Origin of the sequence: Pedobacter chinensis (genome assembly GCF_003339865.1) — a bacterium.
Classification (GTDB): domain Bacteria; phylum Bacteroidota; class Bacteroidia; order Sphingobacteriales; family Sphingobacteriaceae; genus Pedobacter; species Pedobacter chinensis.
Window position 1 is genome coordinate 117,048 of the sequence record NZ_QPKV01000013.1, and the last position, 19,370, is coordinate 136,417.

A 19,370-nucleotide genomic window follows, 5' to 3' on the forward strand; every position below is an offset into this window, starting at 1 on the left:
ATAAAATAATATGTTATTTGGTGGTAATCTGTTAAAAGTATGGTTTAAAAGCATTTCTGCCAAATTTTTAGAAAATTACCCCTATTTATTTAGAAAATTACCCCCTTCAAAGTTGCCTTAAATCATAAGTTTGTTCAAGCCAAAGGGCATTCTTTTAATGAATTCTTCAAAGGCAAAACAATAACCAATCTAAACAATCCATTATGAGTAAACTCTACAATCAGGGTAAAGTGTTCATGCTTAAAAATGTGTGCAAGTTCCCAAAGCTTTTATTAGTGCTCATCTTACTTCTAACCAGTAACTTCAATGTGTTTGCACAAAGCAAAACCATTGTTGGTGTAGTAACTGACGAAACTAATCAAACCATTCCAGGCGTATCCATTTCAGTTAAGGGTACCAAAACCACTACTCAAACTGATGAAAACGGTCGATTTAAAATTCAGGCCTTAACATCTGATCAGCTTGTTTTTAACTATGTGGGCTATGCTTCACAAACAGTGACGGTTGGCAACAGAACTACCATTAATGTTTCTTTAAAATCTTCTGTAACCGGTTTAAACGATGTTGTGGTGGTGGGTTATGGAACAACCAAAAGGGCCGATTTAACTGGCGCGATCGGTTCAGTTAACATGAAAGATTTAGAGCAGGCACCGGTAAAATCTTTCGATCAGGCTTTGGCGGGCCGTGTGGCCGGAGTTCAGGTTTCTACCAATGATGGTCAACCGGGGGCAACAGCAAATATTGTTATTCGTGGTGCCGGATCAATCTCTCAGGATAACTCTCCGCTTTATGTTATTGATGGTTTTCCATCAGAAAATGCTAATGCAAATTCAATCAACCCATCTGATATTGAAAGTATAGATATATTAAAAGATGCTTCGGCAACTGCGATTTATGGCGCGCGTGGATCAAACGGGGTGGTTTTAATTACCACTAAAAAAGGGAAGCCCGGAAAACCGCAGTTAACTTATAATGCTTATTATGGTGCTCAGAAATCACCTAAAAAAATCCCGGTTATGGGACCTTATGAGTATGTGAAATATTTGCGTGATCTGGATCAGGCCGTGGCCGATTCAACTTATCTTAAAAATGGGGTAACGCTTGATGATTACCGGAATGTTCAGGGCTTGGATTTGCAGGATTATGTGTATCAAACCGGGCAGAATCAAAATCATGATATTGCTTTGCGTGGTGGAAATGATAAAACCACTTATTCCATATCTGGCAACTTTAATGATCAAAAGGGAATTATTATTTACGGTGGATTCAAACGCTATCAGGGAAGATTTGTATTAGACCAGATTGTAACCGATAAATTGAAAACCGGCATTAATGTGAATTATGCCTACAGCGAAAGTTTCGGAACGCCAATTTCAGCAACTAACTTCTATGCTTCATCAGTATTGCTTTACTCTGTTTGGGGATATCGGCCAACGAACGGATTATCCGGAAAAGATGCTAATTCTGATCTTCTGGGTGGTTTGTACGATCCGGCGAATGAAGGGAATTCGGCACAGGATTATCGTGTAAATCCACTGATCAGTCTGGCCAATCAGCAAACAAGATATAAAAGTACCAACCTGGCTGCTAATGGATATGCAGAATATGCCTTTACGCCAAAGCTGAAATTGAGAATTGCAGGTGGAATTAACAATAACGGTTACGACACCAATATTTTTAATAACTCACAAACGCAATCGGGAAGTAAGTGGAATTCATCAGGACCAAACGGTACCATTGCCAGTAGCCCGGTATTCAATTGGTTAAGCGATAATACCATAACCTATAAAAACACCTTTAACAAAAATCATAACTTGACCGTACTGGGTGGATATTCAGCACAACGTAATAAAAGTTCGTTCCGGTCCATTTATGCTACTCAGGTTACCAATGAGAGTTTAGGCTTAGATGCTCTGGACCTTGTTCCTGCGGCAAACACCGTAATTTCAGTGAACACATCCAGATGGACATTAATGTCATTTTTGGGAAGATTGAACTATGATTTTAAAGGCAAATACTTAGTTACAGCAAGTTTCAGGGCAGATGGTTCCTCTAAGTTTTCACCGGCAAACCGTTGGGGTTATTTCCCTTCAGCAAGTGTGGGATGGAGATTTAGCCAGGAAAACTTCCTGAAAGAAGTAAAATGGCTGTCGGATGCTAAACTTCGTTTGGGCTATGGTGAATCGGGGAACAACCGTGTGAGCGATTTTGCTTACCTGCCTCAATTAAACTTAGCGAATACGCAGTATTGGTATTCATTTAACGGCAAACCCGTTGCCATTGGTTCGGTAATTACTGCCGCTGGAAACTATGATTTAAAATGGGAAACCAACACGCAAACCAACATCGGTTTGGATATGAGTTTCCTTAAAAACCGATTAGGCTTAACCGTTGATGTTTACAAAAGAACCACTAACGATTTATTATTGAATGCCAACCTGCCTTTTGCAAATGGTGTACAGAGTGGAACAGGTTTTAAGAATATCGGAAGCCTGGAAAACAGAGGTTTGGAAATCACTTTGAACAGCACTAATATCGTTACTAAAAATTTCCGCTGGACGAGTAACTTCAACATCAGTTTCAACAAAAACAAAATTCTGGAATTAACTGAAGGTCAAAATTCATTACTGGCAGGCTCAGGTACTTTCTTCGATACCAGTTTTAGAGGATTATCGCCCTATATTTCAGTAAAAGGCCGTTCTGTTGGTGAAATGTATGGTTTAATTTTCGATGGGATTTATCAATACAGCGATTTCGATAAGATGCCTAACGGTACTTATGCGCTGAAACCTAATATTCCTAATAATGGTGCAGCGGTTCAACCAGGAGATATTAAATACAAAGATTTAAATGGCGATTTAACCATTAATGCCAACGATTATACCATCATTGGAAGAGGCTTGCCGATTCACACTGGCGGGTTTAGCAATAACTTCAGCTATAAGAACTGGGATTTAGGTGTGTTTTTACAATGGAGTTATGGCAATAATATCATTAACGCGAACCGTTATGTTTTTGAAGGCGGAATTGTAAGAAACTTCACACTTAATCAATATGCTTCTTATGAAAACCGTTGGACACCAACCAACCCAAGTAATGAGCTTTACAAAGCCGGTCGTTTTGTCAATCCAAATTATTCATCGAGAGTGGTAGAAGACGGTTCTTATTTAAGGTTGAAAACTGTTCAGTTAGGATATAATTTTAGCAGCAAGCTTGTGAAAAGCATTGGAATGTCAAGATTGCGTTTAAATGCATCAGCACAAAATCTGTTAACCTTTACTAATTATTCAGGTTTGGATCCTGAGGCTTCGGCCCGTCCGGGTAATTTAACGCCAGGCTTTGATTATGGAACATACCCACAATCATTTACGGTAACATTTGGTTTAAACGCAACATTTTAATCACCATTAAAAAATAAGAAAATGAAAAATAAATATATTCTGGCTTTTTTATTCGTGATGGGATTATCTTCATCATGCAAGAAATTTTTAGATACAGAACCCACAGATTTTTATTCACCGGTTAATTTCTACAATACAGCAGATCAGCTTCAAATTGCATTAAATGGTGTTTACAGTACCATGATGCTGGAAAGGATGTATGGACAAGTCCACCATTTTAATTTTGTGAGCACCACCGATGAAATGTTACCTGATAGAGCTACGAGTAATGAAACCAGAGGGCTTTACTATACTTACGATGCAGGACATTCTTATGTTCAGGATTGCTGGCAATATCCTTACATCGCTATCAACAATGCAAATGTGTTAATTGATAATATCAATAAGCCAGCCATGGATGAGAAACAACGTGGATACATTAAAGGACAAGCACTTTTCTTAAGGGCTTATAACTATTTCCTTTTAACCATTCAGTTTGGTGAGGTTCCACTTGTACTGCATCAGCCAGGTATTGCAGAGGTTAATATTCCTGCTGCATCTCAACCGGCTATCTATACACAAATTGTTGCCGATTTGAAAGAAGCTGAAACCTTATTACAGGGACGTACATCGGCAAGTTTAGGCTATAATGATCAGGTAACGATTACTGCGGTACAGGCAATGCTCGCCAGAGTTTATCTTTATTGGGCAGGTTATCCGGTTAATGATACCAGTAAATATGCCGATGCCATTATCTATGCAGATAAGGTTATCAACTCCGGGCAACACGCCTTAAACCCAGATTATAAGCAAGTATTTATTAATCTTTTTCAGGATAAGTATGATGTGAAGGAAGATATTCTGGAATGGGGATCTGCAGGTGCAGCAGCGGGAGTAACCAACAAAACCGGAAATGACATTGGTAATTTTAACGGAATTATTTCGGCTATTTTAATTGTAAACGGAACTTTTGAGCCAACCTCTTATGCTGCAGCAGGGTGGGTGCGGATAACCAAAAAATTATTTGATAGCTATGAAGTAGAACCATCGAGTACACTGGTTAATAAGGCATCATTGGATACCCGAAGAGACTGGAACTGTCCTGATTATATCTGGACAACCAATGCATCAGCCGGAACCCGGGTAAAAACCGATCGCCCCAGTCCGTGGCAAATGAATACAGGTAAATTCCGTCGTGAGTATGCCCCGGCAGAAATACGAAACTCCGGTACCTATAACGCCAATTGGCCGGTGATTCGATATGCTGATGTTTTGTTGATCAAAGCCGAAGCTGAAAATCAGGTAAACGGTCCTACCGCTGCGGCTTATGATGCCATAAATCAGGTTCGCCGCCGGGGTTATGGTACGATGTATGGAAATATTGTGAAAAATATTTCAGTGGTTAATGGCGGTTCCGGTTATTCTGCCACAAATCCTCCGCTAGTTACCATCAGTGGCGGAGGTGGTTCGGGTGCAACGGCAACAGCCATTGTTTCAACAGGTGGTGTGGTTACAGGAATTAAGTTAACCAGTCGCGGAAACCTTACCACTGCTGGTCCATATTTTACCTCTGCTCCTACAGTTACCATTGCGCCACCTGCAACAGGGGTTACTGCAACGGCGACTGCAACCATTACCAATGGAACTGAATATTTATTAACTCCAGGTTTAAGTAAAACAGATTTTCAATTAGCAATTCGTGATGAACGGATGCGTGAAATGTGTTTCGAGGCTTCACGAAAATACGATTTGGTAAGATGGGGGAATTTTGCGGGCGATTTGCAAGCTTTTGGAAATTATGCTGCCGCAGATGGGGTTACAGCTGGAAACGGGAATATTAACGGTTACCAGGGTTTGATTACCGTTACATCACGATACAGCCTTATGCCAAAACCAACTTACGAGTTGAATTTAAACAAGGCTTTGAAACAAAATCCAGGTTATTAATTATCATAAAACTAAAAAGATGAAATATTCATTCTATACCATATTAATTGCCAGCACATGCTTTTTAGCTTGTAAAAAGGATCTTACAACAGATCTGCCCACAGTTGATATTGCATTAACAAATGCCCGATCTACTATTGGCGATACATTGGTTTTCAAACTGGGCGATACTTGTAAATTTGCCTTAAGCGGTTATGCCGATAATATTGTGTTTTGGAGCGGAACGCCTGGAAATAAGTACGAATTCAAATCCCGGTCTTCAGCTTTCGGAAAGCCAACCCTATCTTTCACAAGTACAGCACAGTGGGGTACGCAAAACAATACTTTGCAGGTTTTGGCAACCAATAAATTACCAGCCAAAGATTCAGCTTCTGTTGTGAATGCAGCATGGACAAATATCACATCACGTACGCCACTTGCCATAAGCGCCACAGCTGTAAATACCGGAATAGTTAATTTATCAGATTTGGTTACAGGTGCCAGTGATAGTTTGTTTATTGCCTTTAAATATGATGGTGTTACAGGGTCAACACAAAGAACCTGGACCATTACCGATTATTTTGTAAATAATGTTTTAAGTGATTACACTTATAGTTTAAGTTCATTAGCCAGCGATAATGCATTCTGGACACGCTATGGAAATGTATGGTCGCCTGCAAGTTCGAGATGGGTAGCCACAACAACTGCTTTGACCATTGTAGGCGGAGCAGCTACAGCACCTACCAATACCAGCTGGATTATTAGTAAACCATTGTACGTTGGACGTGTTGCTCCGGATGTTCCAACCGCTACAGTTAAAAACATTACGGCATCAGCGCTTACGGCTTATAGCTATAAATACGCCGCAGTTGGAAAATACAAAATCACTTTTGCCAGTTACAATACAACACCTGATGATAATCAGGTGGTATTAAAAGAGTTTAATGTTAAGGTTATCCTTTAAATAAATATACCGGCTGCACCTCATTGTTTACACGTTGAGGTGCAGGTTGGTTTTTATTACTCACTATGATCGAGTTTACAAACAGAAAATCCATGATAAGCCTTCAATTAAAATTGAAATCGTATTTACTCTTTCCCGTTTTTTTGGTCAGCTTTTCTGTTGCGGCACAAGATGAACCTTTTCATACCATTCAGTCCAGAATCAGCTCAGATTTACAAGCCGGAATTAATGATGATATTCTTGCAGGAAAGATTACTAAGGATATGGTAAACTTAAAACCAGATGGAAGCTGGAGCAATATCGATTATGCGAATGTACAATATGACCCTTTAAGGAAGATTAAAGAAATGGCAACAGCTTATATCCGTCCATCAAATAAATTGTATGGAAATGCCACGATTTATCATTCCATTGTTAACGCATTACAAGATTGGTTGGATAAGAATCCGAAAAATAAAAACTGGTGGTATAATGATATTTTCTATCCACAGGCAATTGGGCAAACATTAATATTAATGCGTAATGGCAAAACATCCTTGCCAGATGATTTGGAAAACGCATTAATCCAGCGCATGGTTCGCAAATTAAGAGCTGGAGATGGTGCCAATACATCTGATGAAGCTTTACATTATCTATATCGTGCTTGTTTAACCAAAAATAAAAGCACGCTTGATTCTGCTGCAAAATATCTTTTTGAACCTATTGCTGTTGAAGATGGTAAAGAAGGTGTCCAGGTAGATGGAAGTTATTATCAGCATGGTAAACAACAGGCTATAGCCAGCTATGGAAGAGTATTCGCAGGAAATTCGGTAAATGCTGCATTTTACTTAAGAGATACAGAATATGCATTGCCCAAAGCACAGCTGGCCATTTTAGTTAATTATTTGAAAAATACCTTCCTCAAAACCATACGTGGCTCTTTTTACGATTTCAATGTGCGGGGAAGAGGAATTAGCCGCAAGGATTCGTTAAATGCCTTAGTCTCCGAAATGGTAAGCAAAATCAAAATGTTCGACCCTGAAAATTCGGCTTATTGGGATGCATCAGGTTTAAGAACTTCTAATCAAAAAACTGCTCGTTATGGAGTAGAACCATCGCATACTGCTTTTTGGAAAAGCGGCTACACTTTGCATGTTCGTCCCGCTTATACTTTTAGCATTCAGGCAGCTTCTGCCAGAACATTAAGAACAGAACGCGGAAATAATGAAAATATTCTCGGTAAGTTTCTTTCTGATGGGGCAACAAATATTCAGCGAAGCGGTTCTGAGTATGCCAATTTAATGCCTGTATGGGAATGGGATAAAATACCTGGAACCACCAGCAGAGATTATTCGACTGATCAGGGAGCTACCATTCAAAAAGAATGGGGTATTCCTGGAACAACAACATTTGTGGGCGGCGTTAGTGACGGAATTTACGGTGCATCTACCTATGATTTAAATAATGACAGTGTTCAGGCCAAAAAAGCATGGTTCTTTTTTGATAGGGAAGTGGTTTGCCTTGGCGCAGGGATCAGTAGTGAAGCAAAAGAAACCGTTACCACAACAATTAATCAAACCTGGTTGAGGGGGAATGTAATCTCCGGCAGCACTCAAAATAAAAGTTGGACACTTCATGACAGTATCGGTTATTTTTTCCCAAACGGAGGAAATGTAAAGATTAAACAACAAATCCAGAAAGGAAATTGGTATCGGATTAATCAGCTCCAAAATAAGGACGAAATAAAACATGAAGTGTTTAAAATCTGGTTTAATCATGGCGCACAACCTCAAAATGCTAGTTATGCTTATGTTGTAATCCCTTCTATTAGTGAAACTGAAATGAAAAAGTACAACGCCAATGGGATAGAAATACTAAAGAATACAGAAGATTTGCAAGCGGTAAAACACATTGAACTGGATATACTCCAACTCGTTTTTCATAAAGCCGGAGCATTAAATACCAATGACCTGCTGGTAAAAGTAGACAGGCCATGTATCATTTATATTAAAGATTTAAACACTGCCAAACCAATTTTGCATATCGCCGATCCTGCCCAGGAGAATTCGAGCATTCGGGTTCAGCTTAAAATGCCAAAGCTTAAAACTGAAAAAACATTAATCTGCGACCTGCCAGTTGGTGCTTTAGCAGGATCTACAGCAATTTTTAGCATCACAAACTAATCTATTACTTAGAAAATTTACACATACAATATGAACAAGAACAGTTTAATCATTACATTTTTAGTGTTACTAAATGCCGTTTCATTTGCTCAGAATGCGGCACGTAAACCAATGTCGCAACTTATTAATGATGAATTTAAATTTGCAGCAAATCAATACAAATTTTTAGCGAAAAACATTCCAGCAGGGAAAACACCTCAATCTTTTCAAGATGGGAAACATGTTAATTATGATATTAAATGGTGGTGCAGCGGTTTTTATTCGGGCAGCTTGTGGTATATATACGAGCAAACTAAAGATGAATCAGTAAAAAAAGAAGCTGAAGAAGCCTTAAAAGTAATTGAGCCCAATCAAACCTTTACAGGGAATCATGATTTAGGTTTTATGATGTATTGCAGCTTTGGAAACGCTTTCCGGTTAACAGGAAAGCCAGAATATAAAGCGATAATTCAGCGATCAGCAGAATCGCTTTCTACCAGATATCATGCAAATGTAAAGGCCATCCAATCATGGAATAAAAGTAAATATTGGGATTATCCTGTGATCATCGATAACATGATGAATTTAGAGATGTTGAACTGGGTAAGCGATAACGGGGGCGACAAGAAATTCAAGGAAATTTCCATTATCCACTCCAATACAACGATAAAAAACCATTTCCGTCCTGATTTTAGTTCATACCATGTAATTGATTATAACGCAGAAACTGGCACTGTGAAAAGAAAGGCAACCTGGCAAGGTGCGGCAGATTGTTCAGCGTGGTCTCGCGGGCAGGGATGGGCATTATATGGGTATACCATGATGTATCGTTTTACGAAAGACCTGACCTATTTAAATCAGGCAAAAGGAATTGCACACTTTATTTTAAATCATCCAAACTTGCCTGCCGATAAGATTCCATTTTGGGATTTCGATGCACAAGGTGTGCCTTTTGCGAAACGTGATGCTTCTGCCGGAGCGATTATGGCTTCAGCATTATTGGAGCTTGCACAATACACCGATGGCGAAGAAAAAAAGGAGTTTAAAAATTCTGCTGAAACGATGATTTATTCATTGGCCAGTGATGCCTATCATGCTAAATTAGGCGAAAACGGAGGTTATTTACTCATGCATAGTACAGGTGCATATCCTTTAAATAGTGAAATTGATGTACCATTAATTTATGCAGATTATTATTATTTAGAAGCATTGGCAAGGTATAAAAAATGGTATTTGTAACCATTAACGAACAGAGATTACTCTCTTTTTGTATAATTTAGAAATCAATTTGATTAAAATCGGCACATGAAATTTAAAATAACCTTTTTTGCCTTGCTGTTAATTTCTTCACTGGTCAATGCACAAAATAAAAAGAGCGTAACGGGAGCAGAAGATCGTGCTTTTTGGGTAAAAACCCTAAATCGAATTGCTTATCCGGTAGTTCATAATCTGGCCAACGAAACATTAAGAAAAAATATGCCGCTAGAAAAAGCACCAGGTTATGGACTGAATTTAACCAAGGTAACTTATTTGGAAGCTTTGGGCAGAACCATGGCAGGATTAGCACCATGGATTGCACTTCCCGATGATGATTCATCAGAAGGGAAGTTGCGTAAAACAATGAGGGAAGAGCTGTTAAAAGGGCTTGCCAATGCAGTAAATCCATCAAGTGCCGATTATTTGAACTTTAGAACAGAAGGACAGCCGATTGTTGATGCAGCCTATGTTGCACATGCTTTTTTGCGTGCACCAAAAGCACTTTGGGAGCCTTTAGATGAAATTACTAAAAAACGTTTTATAGAAGAATTTAAATCGCTTAGAACACGTACCGGCGCTTATAATAACTGGCTTTTGTTTGCCGGTTTAACCGAAGGTTTTTTATTAAGTATTGGCGAACAATATGATCCGGCGAGGGTGCAGTTTTCTATTAATAAAATGAAAGAATGGTATGTTGGCGATAGCTGGTATAGCGATGGTGATAAATTCAGTATGGATTATTATAACTCTTATGTAATTCATCCTATGCTGGTTGATCTTTTGAAAGTATTGGTCGATCAGAAAAAAGCACCTCAGGCTGATTATGATGTTGCGCTAAAAAGGATGATAAGACATGCTGAGTTTTTAGAAAGATTGATTTCGCCTGAAGGAACTTACCCGGCTTTTGGCCGCTCCATCACTTATCGTACTGCTGCTTTTCAGGCTTTGGCACAAGCTGCTTTAATGGAAAAATTGCCTGAATATGTATTACCGGCACAAGTTCGCTGTGGTTTAACTAAAGTGTTTCATCATATGTTTGATGGCAATCAGAATTTTGATGACAAGGGTTGGTTGGTGCTCGGTTTTAACGGTCATCAACCAATGATCGCAGATGTTTACACCTCAACAGGAAGTTTATATTTAGCTACGCTGGGCTTTTTAAATTTAGGTTTACCCGCTGATAACAGGTTTTGGACTGATGCCCCTGCACCCTGGACCAGTTTGAAGGCCTGGAATGGCCAATCAGTGAAAAAGGATTATAAAGTTGAGTATTAATTCCAATAATAACGATCGGATAAATATATTTGCGAATAAGAATGATTTTTCAGTCTTAATCACATTCCAAATCTAATTCAATGAATAAATTCGAAAGCCGCTACGCTCAAAGCCCAAAAGAAGTTAAACAAATGGATACTGCATCATTGCGGGAAAATTTTTTAATTGAAAACCTTTTTGAAGCTAATCAGGTAAATTTAACTCTATCTCATTTTGACCGTTATATTGTTGGTGGTGCCATGCCAGTTGAAGGAAAATTAGCTTTACCAAACCCTGATGACCTTAAAGCAAACTATTTTTTAGAAAGAAGAGAACTCGGTATCATCAATGTTGGTGGAAATGCAATTGTTACTGCCGATGGCGAAACCTTTGAATTAGCATATAAAGAGGCGCTGTATATTGGAAAAGGAACAAGAGAAGTTAGTTTTGAATCAGCAGATTCAGCTCAGCCAACAAAATTATACCTCAATTCTGCACCCGCACACCATACCTATCCAACCAAAAAAGTAAGTAAAGCTGATGCTGAAATTGTAGAGTTAGGTACACCTGAAACCGCTAATCACAGAGTAATCAATAAGCTTTTGGTTAATAGTGTTTTGCCTACCTGTCAATTGCAAATGGGTATGACTGAACTAAAATCAGGAAGTGTTTGGAATACAATGCCTGCACATACGCACGACAGAAGAATGGAGGCTTACTTTTATTTTGAGGTTCCTCAGGGCCAAAGCGTATGCCATTTTATGGGGCAACCGCAAGAAACCCGTCACATCTGGATGCAAAACGATCAGGCTGTAATTTCGCCAAACTGGTCTATCCACTCCGGAGCAGGAACAAGTAATTATACTTTTATTTGGGGCATGGCTGGAGAGAATCTGGATTATGGTGATATGGATCACTGTGCAATAACAGATTTAAAGTAAGAATCTCCATAAGGGCTGAAAATTATCCATGGCTTATATTTTTAGGTATTCAGAAAATGCCAGGAGTTTAATTAAACAAAATTGAGTTAGCAAATAATCAATTGATGAAAAAATTTTTTCACTGCATCTTTTCACTGTTATTTATCACGAGTTATGCATTTGCTCAGGATAAATACCCTATTATCACTATTAAAAATGGTTCTTCAATAGAGAGGGCCGATGTTTTGGTTTCCATTCCATGGACAAAAATTTTAAAAGCTGATCCGAAAATCGATACAGCAAAGTTTTTGGTCATGAATAAATATACAGAAACTGAGGTTCCGCATCAGTTGGAATATAAAGGGGAAAAAGAGGTTCAGAATTTGTTGCTGCAAGTTTCTGTCAAAGCAAAAGAGCATTTAACCCTGATTATTTTTGCGGCAAAACCAAAAGCTGTTACACCAAAAACTTATGCCCGTTATGTTCCTGAACGTAAAGATGATTTTGCATGGGAGAATGACAAAATAGCTTTCAGGATGTATGGTAAGGCATTAGAAAAAACTTCTGAAGATGCTTACGGGATTGATGTTTGGGTAAAAAGGACATCAAAACTGGTTATTAATGATCGCTATAAAAAGAATGATTATCATAAAGATCATGGAGATGGTTTAGATTATTACAGCGTAGGTTTTACCTTGGGAGCAGGAGGAATGGCGCCATACGTGAAAGATAGTGTTCGTTATTCTGGCAATTATAAAACTTCAAAAGTTTTGGATAATGGTCCGTTAAGATCGTCTTTTCAATTAACCTACGATGAGTGGGATGCTGCGGGAATTAAAGTTAAAGTTACCAAAACAATTTCTATTGATGCAGGTTCACAACTCAATAGAATTGAAAATTTATATACATTTTCTGCACAAGGAAAAAATCTGCCGGTAGCCATTGGCTTATCCACCAGAAATGAAAATGAAAAAAAACTCCTGTTGGATAAAAACGGCATACTGGGATATTGGGAGCCCGTTCATGGTGATGATGGCATTACAGGCGTTGGCGCGGTTACCTTAAATTCCCTGAAATCTGCAACAGCTCAATCTAAACAGGCTTTGGGAATTACTGAAGTTAAAAATAACGTGCCTTACGTATATTATGCGGGCGCAGCATGGAATAAAGCAGGTAAAATCACTAATGAAAATGAGTGGTTCAGCTATCTACAGAAATATCAAAATGAATTAAAATCACCTTTAAAAGTAAGTGTGAAATAATAACCAAAAAATAAAGATAAAAATGTCGTCAACTATATTTGATTTAACGGGCAAAACTGCTTTGGTAACAGGTTGCAAAAGAGGAATTGGCAAAGCAATGGCTTTGGCTTTGGCAGAGGCTGGGGCCGACGTTATCGGTGTTTCTGCTAATTTAGAACTTCAGGATAGCGCCATAGAAAAAGAAGTTGTTGCTTTAGGAAGAAAATTTTATGCCTATCAATGCAATTTCGGAAATCGGGAAAGCACATTGGCCTTTGCTTCAAAAGTAAAGGCCGATCATCCTGTTATTGATATTCTGGTAAATAACGCCGGAACAATTTTACGTAAACCAATTGCAGAGCATCCTGATGAAATGTGGGATGAAGTGATTGCCGTAAATCAAACCGCTCCATTTATTTTAACGAGAGAAATCGGCCGTGATATGGTTGCGAGAGGAAGTGGTAAAGTAATTTTTACTGCATCATTATTATCATTTCAGGGCGGAATTACTGTTCCGGGTTATGCTGCAAGTAAAGGAGCCATTGCTTCTTTAACAAAGGCTTTTGCTAACGAATGGGCGGCTAAAGGAGTTAATGTTAATGCCATTGCACCAGGTTATATAGCTACAGATAATACAACTGCTTTAAGAGAGGATGAGGAAAGAAGCACATCGATTTTGGCTCGTATTCCCGCAGGAAGATGGGGAACCCCAGATGATTTCAAAGGGCCAACCTTATTCCTGGCCTCCAATGCAAGTGATTACGTTCATGGAACAATTCTAACCGTTGATGGTGGTTGGATGGGAAGATAATTTAGTCATAAGTTTTTAGTGCTTAGTCTGAAGTCCGAAAGACCGGTGTCCGAAGTCTTGGGGTTTTAAACCACTAACTTCGGGCACTGGTCTTTTTTAAGTTCATCTTTTATATCACTAAACTTTCGACTCCTGACCTCTGACTTCCGACCTTCAACTTTAGTACAGATTATAAATCTCCTTAATATCTTTCAGAATGGCATCAAGTCTGAACGATCGGTGTCCGCAGCCTTGGGTTTTAAACCGCTAGCTTCAGGCACCGGTCTTTTTTAAGTTCATCTTTTATATCACTAAACTTTCGACTCCTGACCTCTGACTTCCGACCTTTAACTTTTCAGTACAGATTATAAATCTCCTTAATATCTTTCAGAATGGCATCAAAATTAATTTTTAAATCAATTAATCTACCAGTGCGGATATCGAAAACCCAACCATGAACGGTTAATCCGCGTTGTGTAATGGCTTCCTGAACAGCTGCGGTTTTAAGTAAGTTCACACATTGCTCCTGTACATTTAACTCTACCAATCTATCATAGCGTTTACTTTCATCTTCAATAGCATTCAGTTCATCTTTATGGATGCGATATACATCACGAATGTTTCTTAACCAGGGATTGAGAATTCCCATATCTGCCGGTTGCATTGCCGCTTTAACCCCCCCACAATTGTAATGGCCACAAACAATAACATGCTTTACTTTTAAATGGCGAACCGAGTAGTTTAAAACGGTCATTACGTTTAAATCAACATTGTTCACCAAGTTAGCTACGTTACGGTGCACAAATGCTTGTCCGGGCTGGATACCCATTAAATCCTCTGCAGTTACACGGCTATCAGAGCAACCGATATATAAAAATTCCGGACTTTGACCTTTTGATAGCTCTGAAAAATATTCAGGGTTAATTGATAATTTGTCGGCTATCCATTTTTCATTGTTCTTAAAAACATTTTCTATATTCATATTTTGTTGCTTTAAAATTTAATAGGGTATACTTTTTTGATGATTTAAATAGTCGTTATTCTGAAATAAAATTAAAAAAAGATTTTCTGATTTCTGCCAGTTCTTCATCAGTTATGGGGTTATTGGCATTAAAATAATGATGTCCTTTAAAAACCATTTCCATGTAATTAGCTGTCATAAAAAATGGCGTTACAAATCCATCAGGTAAATCGCCATCGGTACCTACTGCAATTAGTTTTACTGTTTTGCCTTTTAAATTCCGGCCAACTTCTTTGTTCAAAGTTACCCAATCTGTTAATCGATCGAAAAGATTTTTCATTCTGCCGCTCATTGAATACCAGTAAACCGGCGTAGCAAAAATAATATGTTTGTGATAGAGGATTTCTTTCGCAAAAAGATCAAACTGATCTTCCTGAGGGTATTGATTGTCGTAATTATAAGGTAAGAAATAATGTTCCAACAAGTTTAATCTATTGCAGTCGATTCCCTCCGTTAATTTGCTGATAAACTTATGAGTATCTCCATTTAAGCGGGCACTTCCGTTAATAATTAGAATTTCAGGCATAGTTTATTAACAAAATAAAATTTCAAATGTTCGGTTACTTGCGAAGTTTTGAAGGATGTTGGAAGGAAAACTTCGCAAGTCTTATTGTAGATCAAACTGACGAAGTTCTGCCAGCGCTTCTGGCCGTTAAAACTTCGTAAGTTGGCTGCGCTTTGACTTGCAAAGTTTTGAAAGGGTGTGTGACAGGAAAACTTTGCCAGTCTTATTGTAGATCAAACTGACGAAGTTCTGCCAGCGCTTTTGGCCGTTAAAACTTCGTGAGTTGGCTGTGCTTTGACTTGCAAAGTTTTGAAGGGATGTGAGGCGGGAAAACTTCGCCAGTCTTGATTGTTGATCAAACTGACGAAGTTCTGCCAACGCTTCTGGCCGTTAAAACTTCGTAAGTTGGCTGTGCTTTGATTGGCGAAGTTTTGAAGGGATGTGAGGCGGGAAAACTTTGCCAGTCTTATTTTTGATCAAACTTACGAAGTCCTGCCAGCGCTTTTGGCTTTAAACTTCGTGAGTTGGCTGTGCTTTGACTTGAAGTTTTAGAGGGATGCGGTGCAGGAAACTTCGCCAGTCTTGATTGTTGATCAAACTGACGAAGTTCTGCCAACGCTTTTGGCTTTAAACTTCGTGAGTTGGCTGCGCTTTGACTTGCGAAGTTCTGAAGGGATGTGGGGCGGGAAAACTTTGCCAGTCTTATTGTAGATTAAACTGACGAAGTTCTGCCAGCGCTTTTGGCCGTTAAAACTTCGTGAGTTGGCTGCGCTTTGACTTGCAAAGTTTTGAAAGGGTGTGGGACGGGAAAACTTTGCCAATCTTGATTGTTGATCAAACTGACGAAGTTCTGCCAGCGCTTTTGGCCGTCAAAACTTCGTAAGTTGGCTGTGCTTTGACTTGCGAAGTTTTAGAAGGATGCGGTGCAGGAAACTTCGCCAGTCTTATGTAGATCAAACTGACGAAGTTCTGCCAGCGCTTTTGGCCGTCAAAACTTCGTGAGTTGGCTGTGCTTTGACTTGCGAAGTTTTAGAAGGATGCGGTGCAGGAAACTTCGCCAGTCTTATGTAGATCAAACTGACGAAGTTCTGCCAGCGCTTTTGGCCGTCAAAACTTCGTGAGTTGGCTGTGCTTTGACTTGCGAAGTTTTGGAGGGATGCGGTGCAGGAAACTTCGCCAGTCTTATTGTAGATCAAACTTAAGAAGTTCTGCCAGCGCTTTTGGCCGTTAAAACTTCGTGAGTTGGCTGTGCTTTGACTTGCGAAGTTTTGAAGGGTGTGACAGGAAAACTTCGCCAGTCTTATTGTTGATCAAACTGACGAAGTTTTGCCAGTGCTTTTGGCTTTAAAACTTCGTAAGTTGGTCCTTCTTTAAAACTTCGTGAGTTTAATATTTACCTAACCTTTCTAAAATTTTATCTAAAGATTCGTCTTCATTTTTAGCTTTTAACTGCTGCAAAGTCCTGTTAAAACTTCTTACAGAAATACCCAGATAGGCAGCCATATCTTCTTTGGAAATTGATATTTGTTCGTCGGTTTGTAGTTTTAATAATTTCTGCAATCCATATTCCAAAGTGTATAATTGTTGAAATGATGCTCTTGAACTGGTTTGAATAATTCTGGTCGATAATTCTTGCAGTAAGATTTTAGTGAACGCTGAGTTTTTTTCTGTGAGTGATAAAAAGATATGATCAGGAATGGCGTAAGCGGTAACTTCGCTTATTGCTTCCACATTGCACAGGCAGTCAATTTTCTTGATGGCTTCGAGTTCGCCCACTATTTCTCCCTTTCCCAAAAATTCAATGATAAAATCCTTTCCATTTTCTTCTGAGATGAAACATTTTGTTATTCCATCTTTAATGATGTAGATATTCGTGATTTTTTCGCCTTGCTCGATAAACCTAAAACCAGAAGTAAAAGTCTTCAGGATGATATTGGAATCTTTATTTTCCGCACAAAAACGTTCAATAAAGAATAAAAAATCAAGATTTGTTCGTAGCATATTTTTAAATCAGGACAAATGTCCTTTCTTATAATATAGAGATGATTTACTTTTGTCGCACTAAAAGTAATGCATAACCATGAACAATCAAATTACTGTAATCGCTTTTGATGCCGATGACACGCTTTGGATAAACGAACCTTACTTCCGCGAAACTGAAGAGAAATTTGCAGGCTTGTTGGAAGATTTTATGCCTCATCATAGTGTTCTTGCTGAATTATTGAAAACTGAAATCGGCAATTTGCCACTATATGGTTATGGAATTAAAGGATTTATGCTCAGTATGATTGAAACCGTTTTAAGGATCACCGATGGAAAGGTAAATCCGGAAGTCATTAACCGAGCAATACAATTAGGGCAGGAAATGTTGAATAAGCCGATTGAGTTGCTGGATGGAGTGGAAGAGGTTTTAAAAACACTACACGGAAAATACAGATTGGTGGTGGCCACTAAAGGAGATTTGCTCGATCAACAAAGAAAGCTAACCAAATCAGGTTTAGACCATTATTTCCACCACATCGAAATTATGAGCGATAAGCAGGAAAGAGATTATCAAAAATTATTGAAACATCTTGATTGCAAAGCTGAAGAATTTTTGATGTTGGGTAATTCTTTAAAATCTGATGTTTTGCCTGTTTTGGCCATTGGAGGTCACGCGGTGCACATTCCGTATCACACCACCTGGGTGCACGAACATATAGATCATACCATTGAACATCCAAATTTTTATCAGGTAGAAAGCCTGGCCGATGTTTTACCAAAATTAATTGAATGAGAGAAAAAATAGATATAAACACCTGGATCAGAAAAGATCATTTTAAATTTTTTAGCACTTTCGAAGAACCTTTCTTCGGCGTTACAGTAGATGTAGATTGTACATCAACCTATCAGGAAGCAAAAGAAAAAGAAGTTTCATTTTTCATGCTTTATTTACACAAATCGCTATTGGCAGCAAACCGCGTTGAGCCTTTTAGCTATCGTATTATAGATGGCGAAGTTTGGAAATATGGTGTTGTTCATGCTTCTGCAACTATTAATCGCCCAAATGGAACCTTTGGTTTTGGTTACATGGATTTTTTTGAAGACTTTGAGCATTTCAGAACAGAAGCCTTAAAAGAAATCGAAAAAGTACAAAACACAACAGGTTTAATTCCTTCATCCTCCGGAGAAAATGTGATTCACTATTCTGCCTTACCCTGGTTAAATTTTAAATCGATGTCTCACGCCCGGAGCTTCTCCTATCATGATAGCTGCCCGAAAATCTCCTTTGGGAAAGTCAGAGATGAAAATGGAAGAAAAATGATGTCAGTTTCCATTCATGTTAATCATGCCCTGATGGATGGCTACCATGTTGCTCAATTTGTTGACTTATACCAGAAATTGTTAAATCAGAAAACTCATGAGTTAATATCTGGTTAATCCGTTTTTAACAATAGGAATTTAATTTCGGTCAATGTTTCTGCCCGTAGTGATCATTTCTATTTATGTTTTTGGCATAATTTCCATGTTTTGCATGGATTCATTATATAAAGCCCTTAGTTTTTTTGCCATGTTGCTTGTGGCAACTTTTGTCCTCTTTCTTTTTATCAATTATCCACTGCAATCAGCAATCAGTGTGATTTGCATGATGGCTTTATTTGCTTTTAAGTTAAAAGATTAATTAACATTTGCTTTCGATAAAGTATTTGCTATTTTTGCTGCACAAACAGATGTTTGTTTGATCATTGAAGTTTTTTCGATTATTTAAGAATTGGGGGATTAGCTCATTTGGCTAGAGCGCTTGCCTGGCAGGCAAGAGGTGACCGGTTCGAATCCGGTATTCTCCACCCATAAAAAACCTAATAAGCTGTAAAATAGATCATTAGGTTTTCGTTTTTTTAGGAGGTAGCAAAAATATGATCTAGCTGACAGCACTAATAATTTCAAACATTGCAGCAGATTGGAAATCAAATTACGGCAGCAATATCCTG

General features: G+C 38.5%; 14 protein-coding genes and 1 tRNA gene. 12 read left to right on the top strand and 3 right to left on the bottom strand.

Translation table 11 applies throughout. The annotated features are described in order from the left end of the window. Window positions 1–203: 203 nt before the first annotated feature. The 9 genes from DU508_RS21450 to DU508_RS21490 all read left to right on the top strand — a co-directional run bounded on the left by DU508_RS21450 (window position 204) and on the right by DU508_RS21490 (window position 13,894). Complete coding sequence (locus DU508_RS21450; protein WP_233509697.1) at window positions 204–3,401, top strand: SusC/RagA family TonB-linked outer membrane protein; 3,198 nt, start codon at window positions 204–206, stop codon at window positions 3,399–3,401. A gap of 21 nt (window positions 3,402–3,422) precedes the next feature. After that, window positions 3,423–5,327, top strand: coding sequence for a RagB/SusD family nutrient uptake outer membrane protein (locus DU508_RS21455; protein ID WP_115404711.1), 1,905 nt, complete (start codon window positions 3,423–3,425; stop codon window positions 5,325–5,327). 19 nt (window positions 5,328–5,346) lie between these two features. Continuing rightward, complete coding sequence (locus tag DU508_RS21460; protein WP_115404712.1) at window positions 5,347–6,270, top strand: DUF5017 domain-containing protein; 924 nt, start codon at window positions 5,347–5,349, stop codon at window positions 6,268–6,270. A 92-nt stretch (window positions 6,271–6,362) separates the two neighbouring features. Further along, window positions 6,363–8,432 carry a polysaccharide lyase 8 family protein gene (locus tag DU508_RS21465; protein ID WP_158542225.1) on the top strand — a complete coding sequence of 690 codons (2,070 nt, stop codon included), beginning with the start codon at window positions 6,363–6,365 and terminating at the stop codon, window positions 8,430–8,432. A 30-nt stretch (window positions 8,433–8,462) separates the two neighbouring features. After that, window positions 8,463–9,650, top strand: a complete 1,188-nt coding sequence (locus DU508_RS21470; RefSeq protein WP_115404714.1) for a glycoside hydrolase family 88 protein — start codon at window positions 8,463–8,465, stop codon at window positions 9,648–9,650. A 66-nt stretch (window positions 9,651–9,716) separates the two neighbouring features. After that, on the top strand, window positions 9,717–10,943 hold the full coding sequence (locus DU508_RS21475; protein ID WP_115404715.1) for a DUF2264 domain-containing protein: 1,227 nt from the start codon (window positions 9,717–9,719) through the stop codon (window positions 10,941–10,943). Window positions 10,944–11,023: 80 nt separating this feature from the next. Further along, window positions 11,024–11,863 carry a 5-dehydro-4-deoxy-D-glucuronate isomerase gene (gene kduI / locus DU508_RS21480; protein ID WP_115404716.1) on the top strand — a complete coding sequence of 280 codons (840 nt, stop codon included), beginning with the start codon at window positions 11,024–11,026 and terminating at the stop codon, window positions 11,861–11,863. Between the two features lie 104 nt (window positions 11,864–11,967). Continuing rightward, window positions 11,968–13,104 carry a DUF4861 family protein gene (locus tag DU508_RS21485; RefSeq protein WP_115404717.1) on the top strand — a complete coding sequence of 379 codons (1,137 nt, stop codon included), beginning with the start codon at window positions 11,968–11,970 and terminating at the stop codon, window positions 13,102–13,104. A gap of 22 nt (window positions 13,105–13,126) precedes the next feature. Continuing rightward, the gene (locus DU508_RS21490) at window positions 13,127–13,894 is read left to right on the top strand and encodes an SDR family NAD(P)-dependent oxidoreductase (RefSeq protein ID WP_115404718.1); all 768 of its coding nucleotides are present in this window, start codon (window positions 13,127–13,129) and stop codon (window positions 13,892–13,894) included. 334 nt (window positions 13,895–14,228) lie between these two features. On the opposite strand, the gene DU508_RS21495 is transcribed toward DU508_RS21490, so the two are convergent. The 3 genes from DU508_RS21495 to DU508_RS21505 form a co-directional block, all read right to left on the bottom strand. Continuing rightward, window positions 14,229–14,855, bottom strand: coding sequence for a carbonic anhydrase (locus DU508_RS21495; RefSeq protein ID WP_115404719.1), 627 nt, complete (start codon window positions 14,853–14,855; stop codon window positions 14,229–14,231). A 55-nt stretch (window positions 14,856–14,910) separates the two neighbouring features. Further along, window positions 14,911–15,420 carry a flavodoxin family protein gene (locus DU508_RS21500; protein ID WP_115404720.1) on the bottom strand — a complete coding sequence of 170 codons (510 nt, stop codon included), beginning with the start codon at window positions 15,418–15,420 and terminating at the stop codon, window positions 14,911–14,913. A gap of 1,365 nt (window positions 15,421–16,785) precedes the next feature. Beyond that, on the bottom strand, window positions 16,786–17,400 hold the full coding sequence (locus DU508_RS21505; protein WP_115404721.1) for a Crp/Fnr family transcriptional regulator: 615 nt from the start codon (window positions 17,398–17,400) through the stop codon (window positions 16,786–16,788). Between the two features lie 79 nt (window positions 17,401–17,479). Between DU508_RS21505 and DU508_RS21510 the strand changes: the two genes are divergently transcribed. From DU508_RS21510 to DU508_RS21525, 3 genes are all read left to right on the top strand, one after another. Then, on the top strand, window positions 17,480–18,175 hold the full coding sequence (locus DU508_RS21510) for an HAD family hydrolase (protein WP_115404722.1): 696 nt from the start codon (window positions 17,480–17,482) through the stop codon (window positions 18,173–18,175). Continuing rightward, on the top strand, window positions 18,172–18,819 hold the full coding sequence (locus tag DU508_RS21515) for a chloramphenicol acetyltransferase (protein WP_115404723.1): 648 nt from the start codon (window positions 18,172–18,174) through the stop codon (window positions 18,817–18,819). Before DU508_RS21510 ends, DU508_RS21515 begins: the two co-directional genes overlap by 4 nt. A 333-nt stretch (window positions 18,820–19,152) precedes the next feature. Beyond that, window positions 19,153–19,226: transfer RNA gene (locus DU508_RS21525), tRNA-Ala, on the top strand. Window positions 19,227–19,370: the final 144 nt, after the last annotated feature.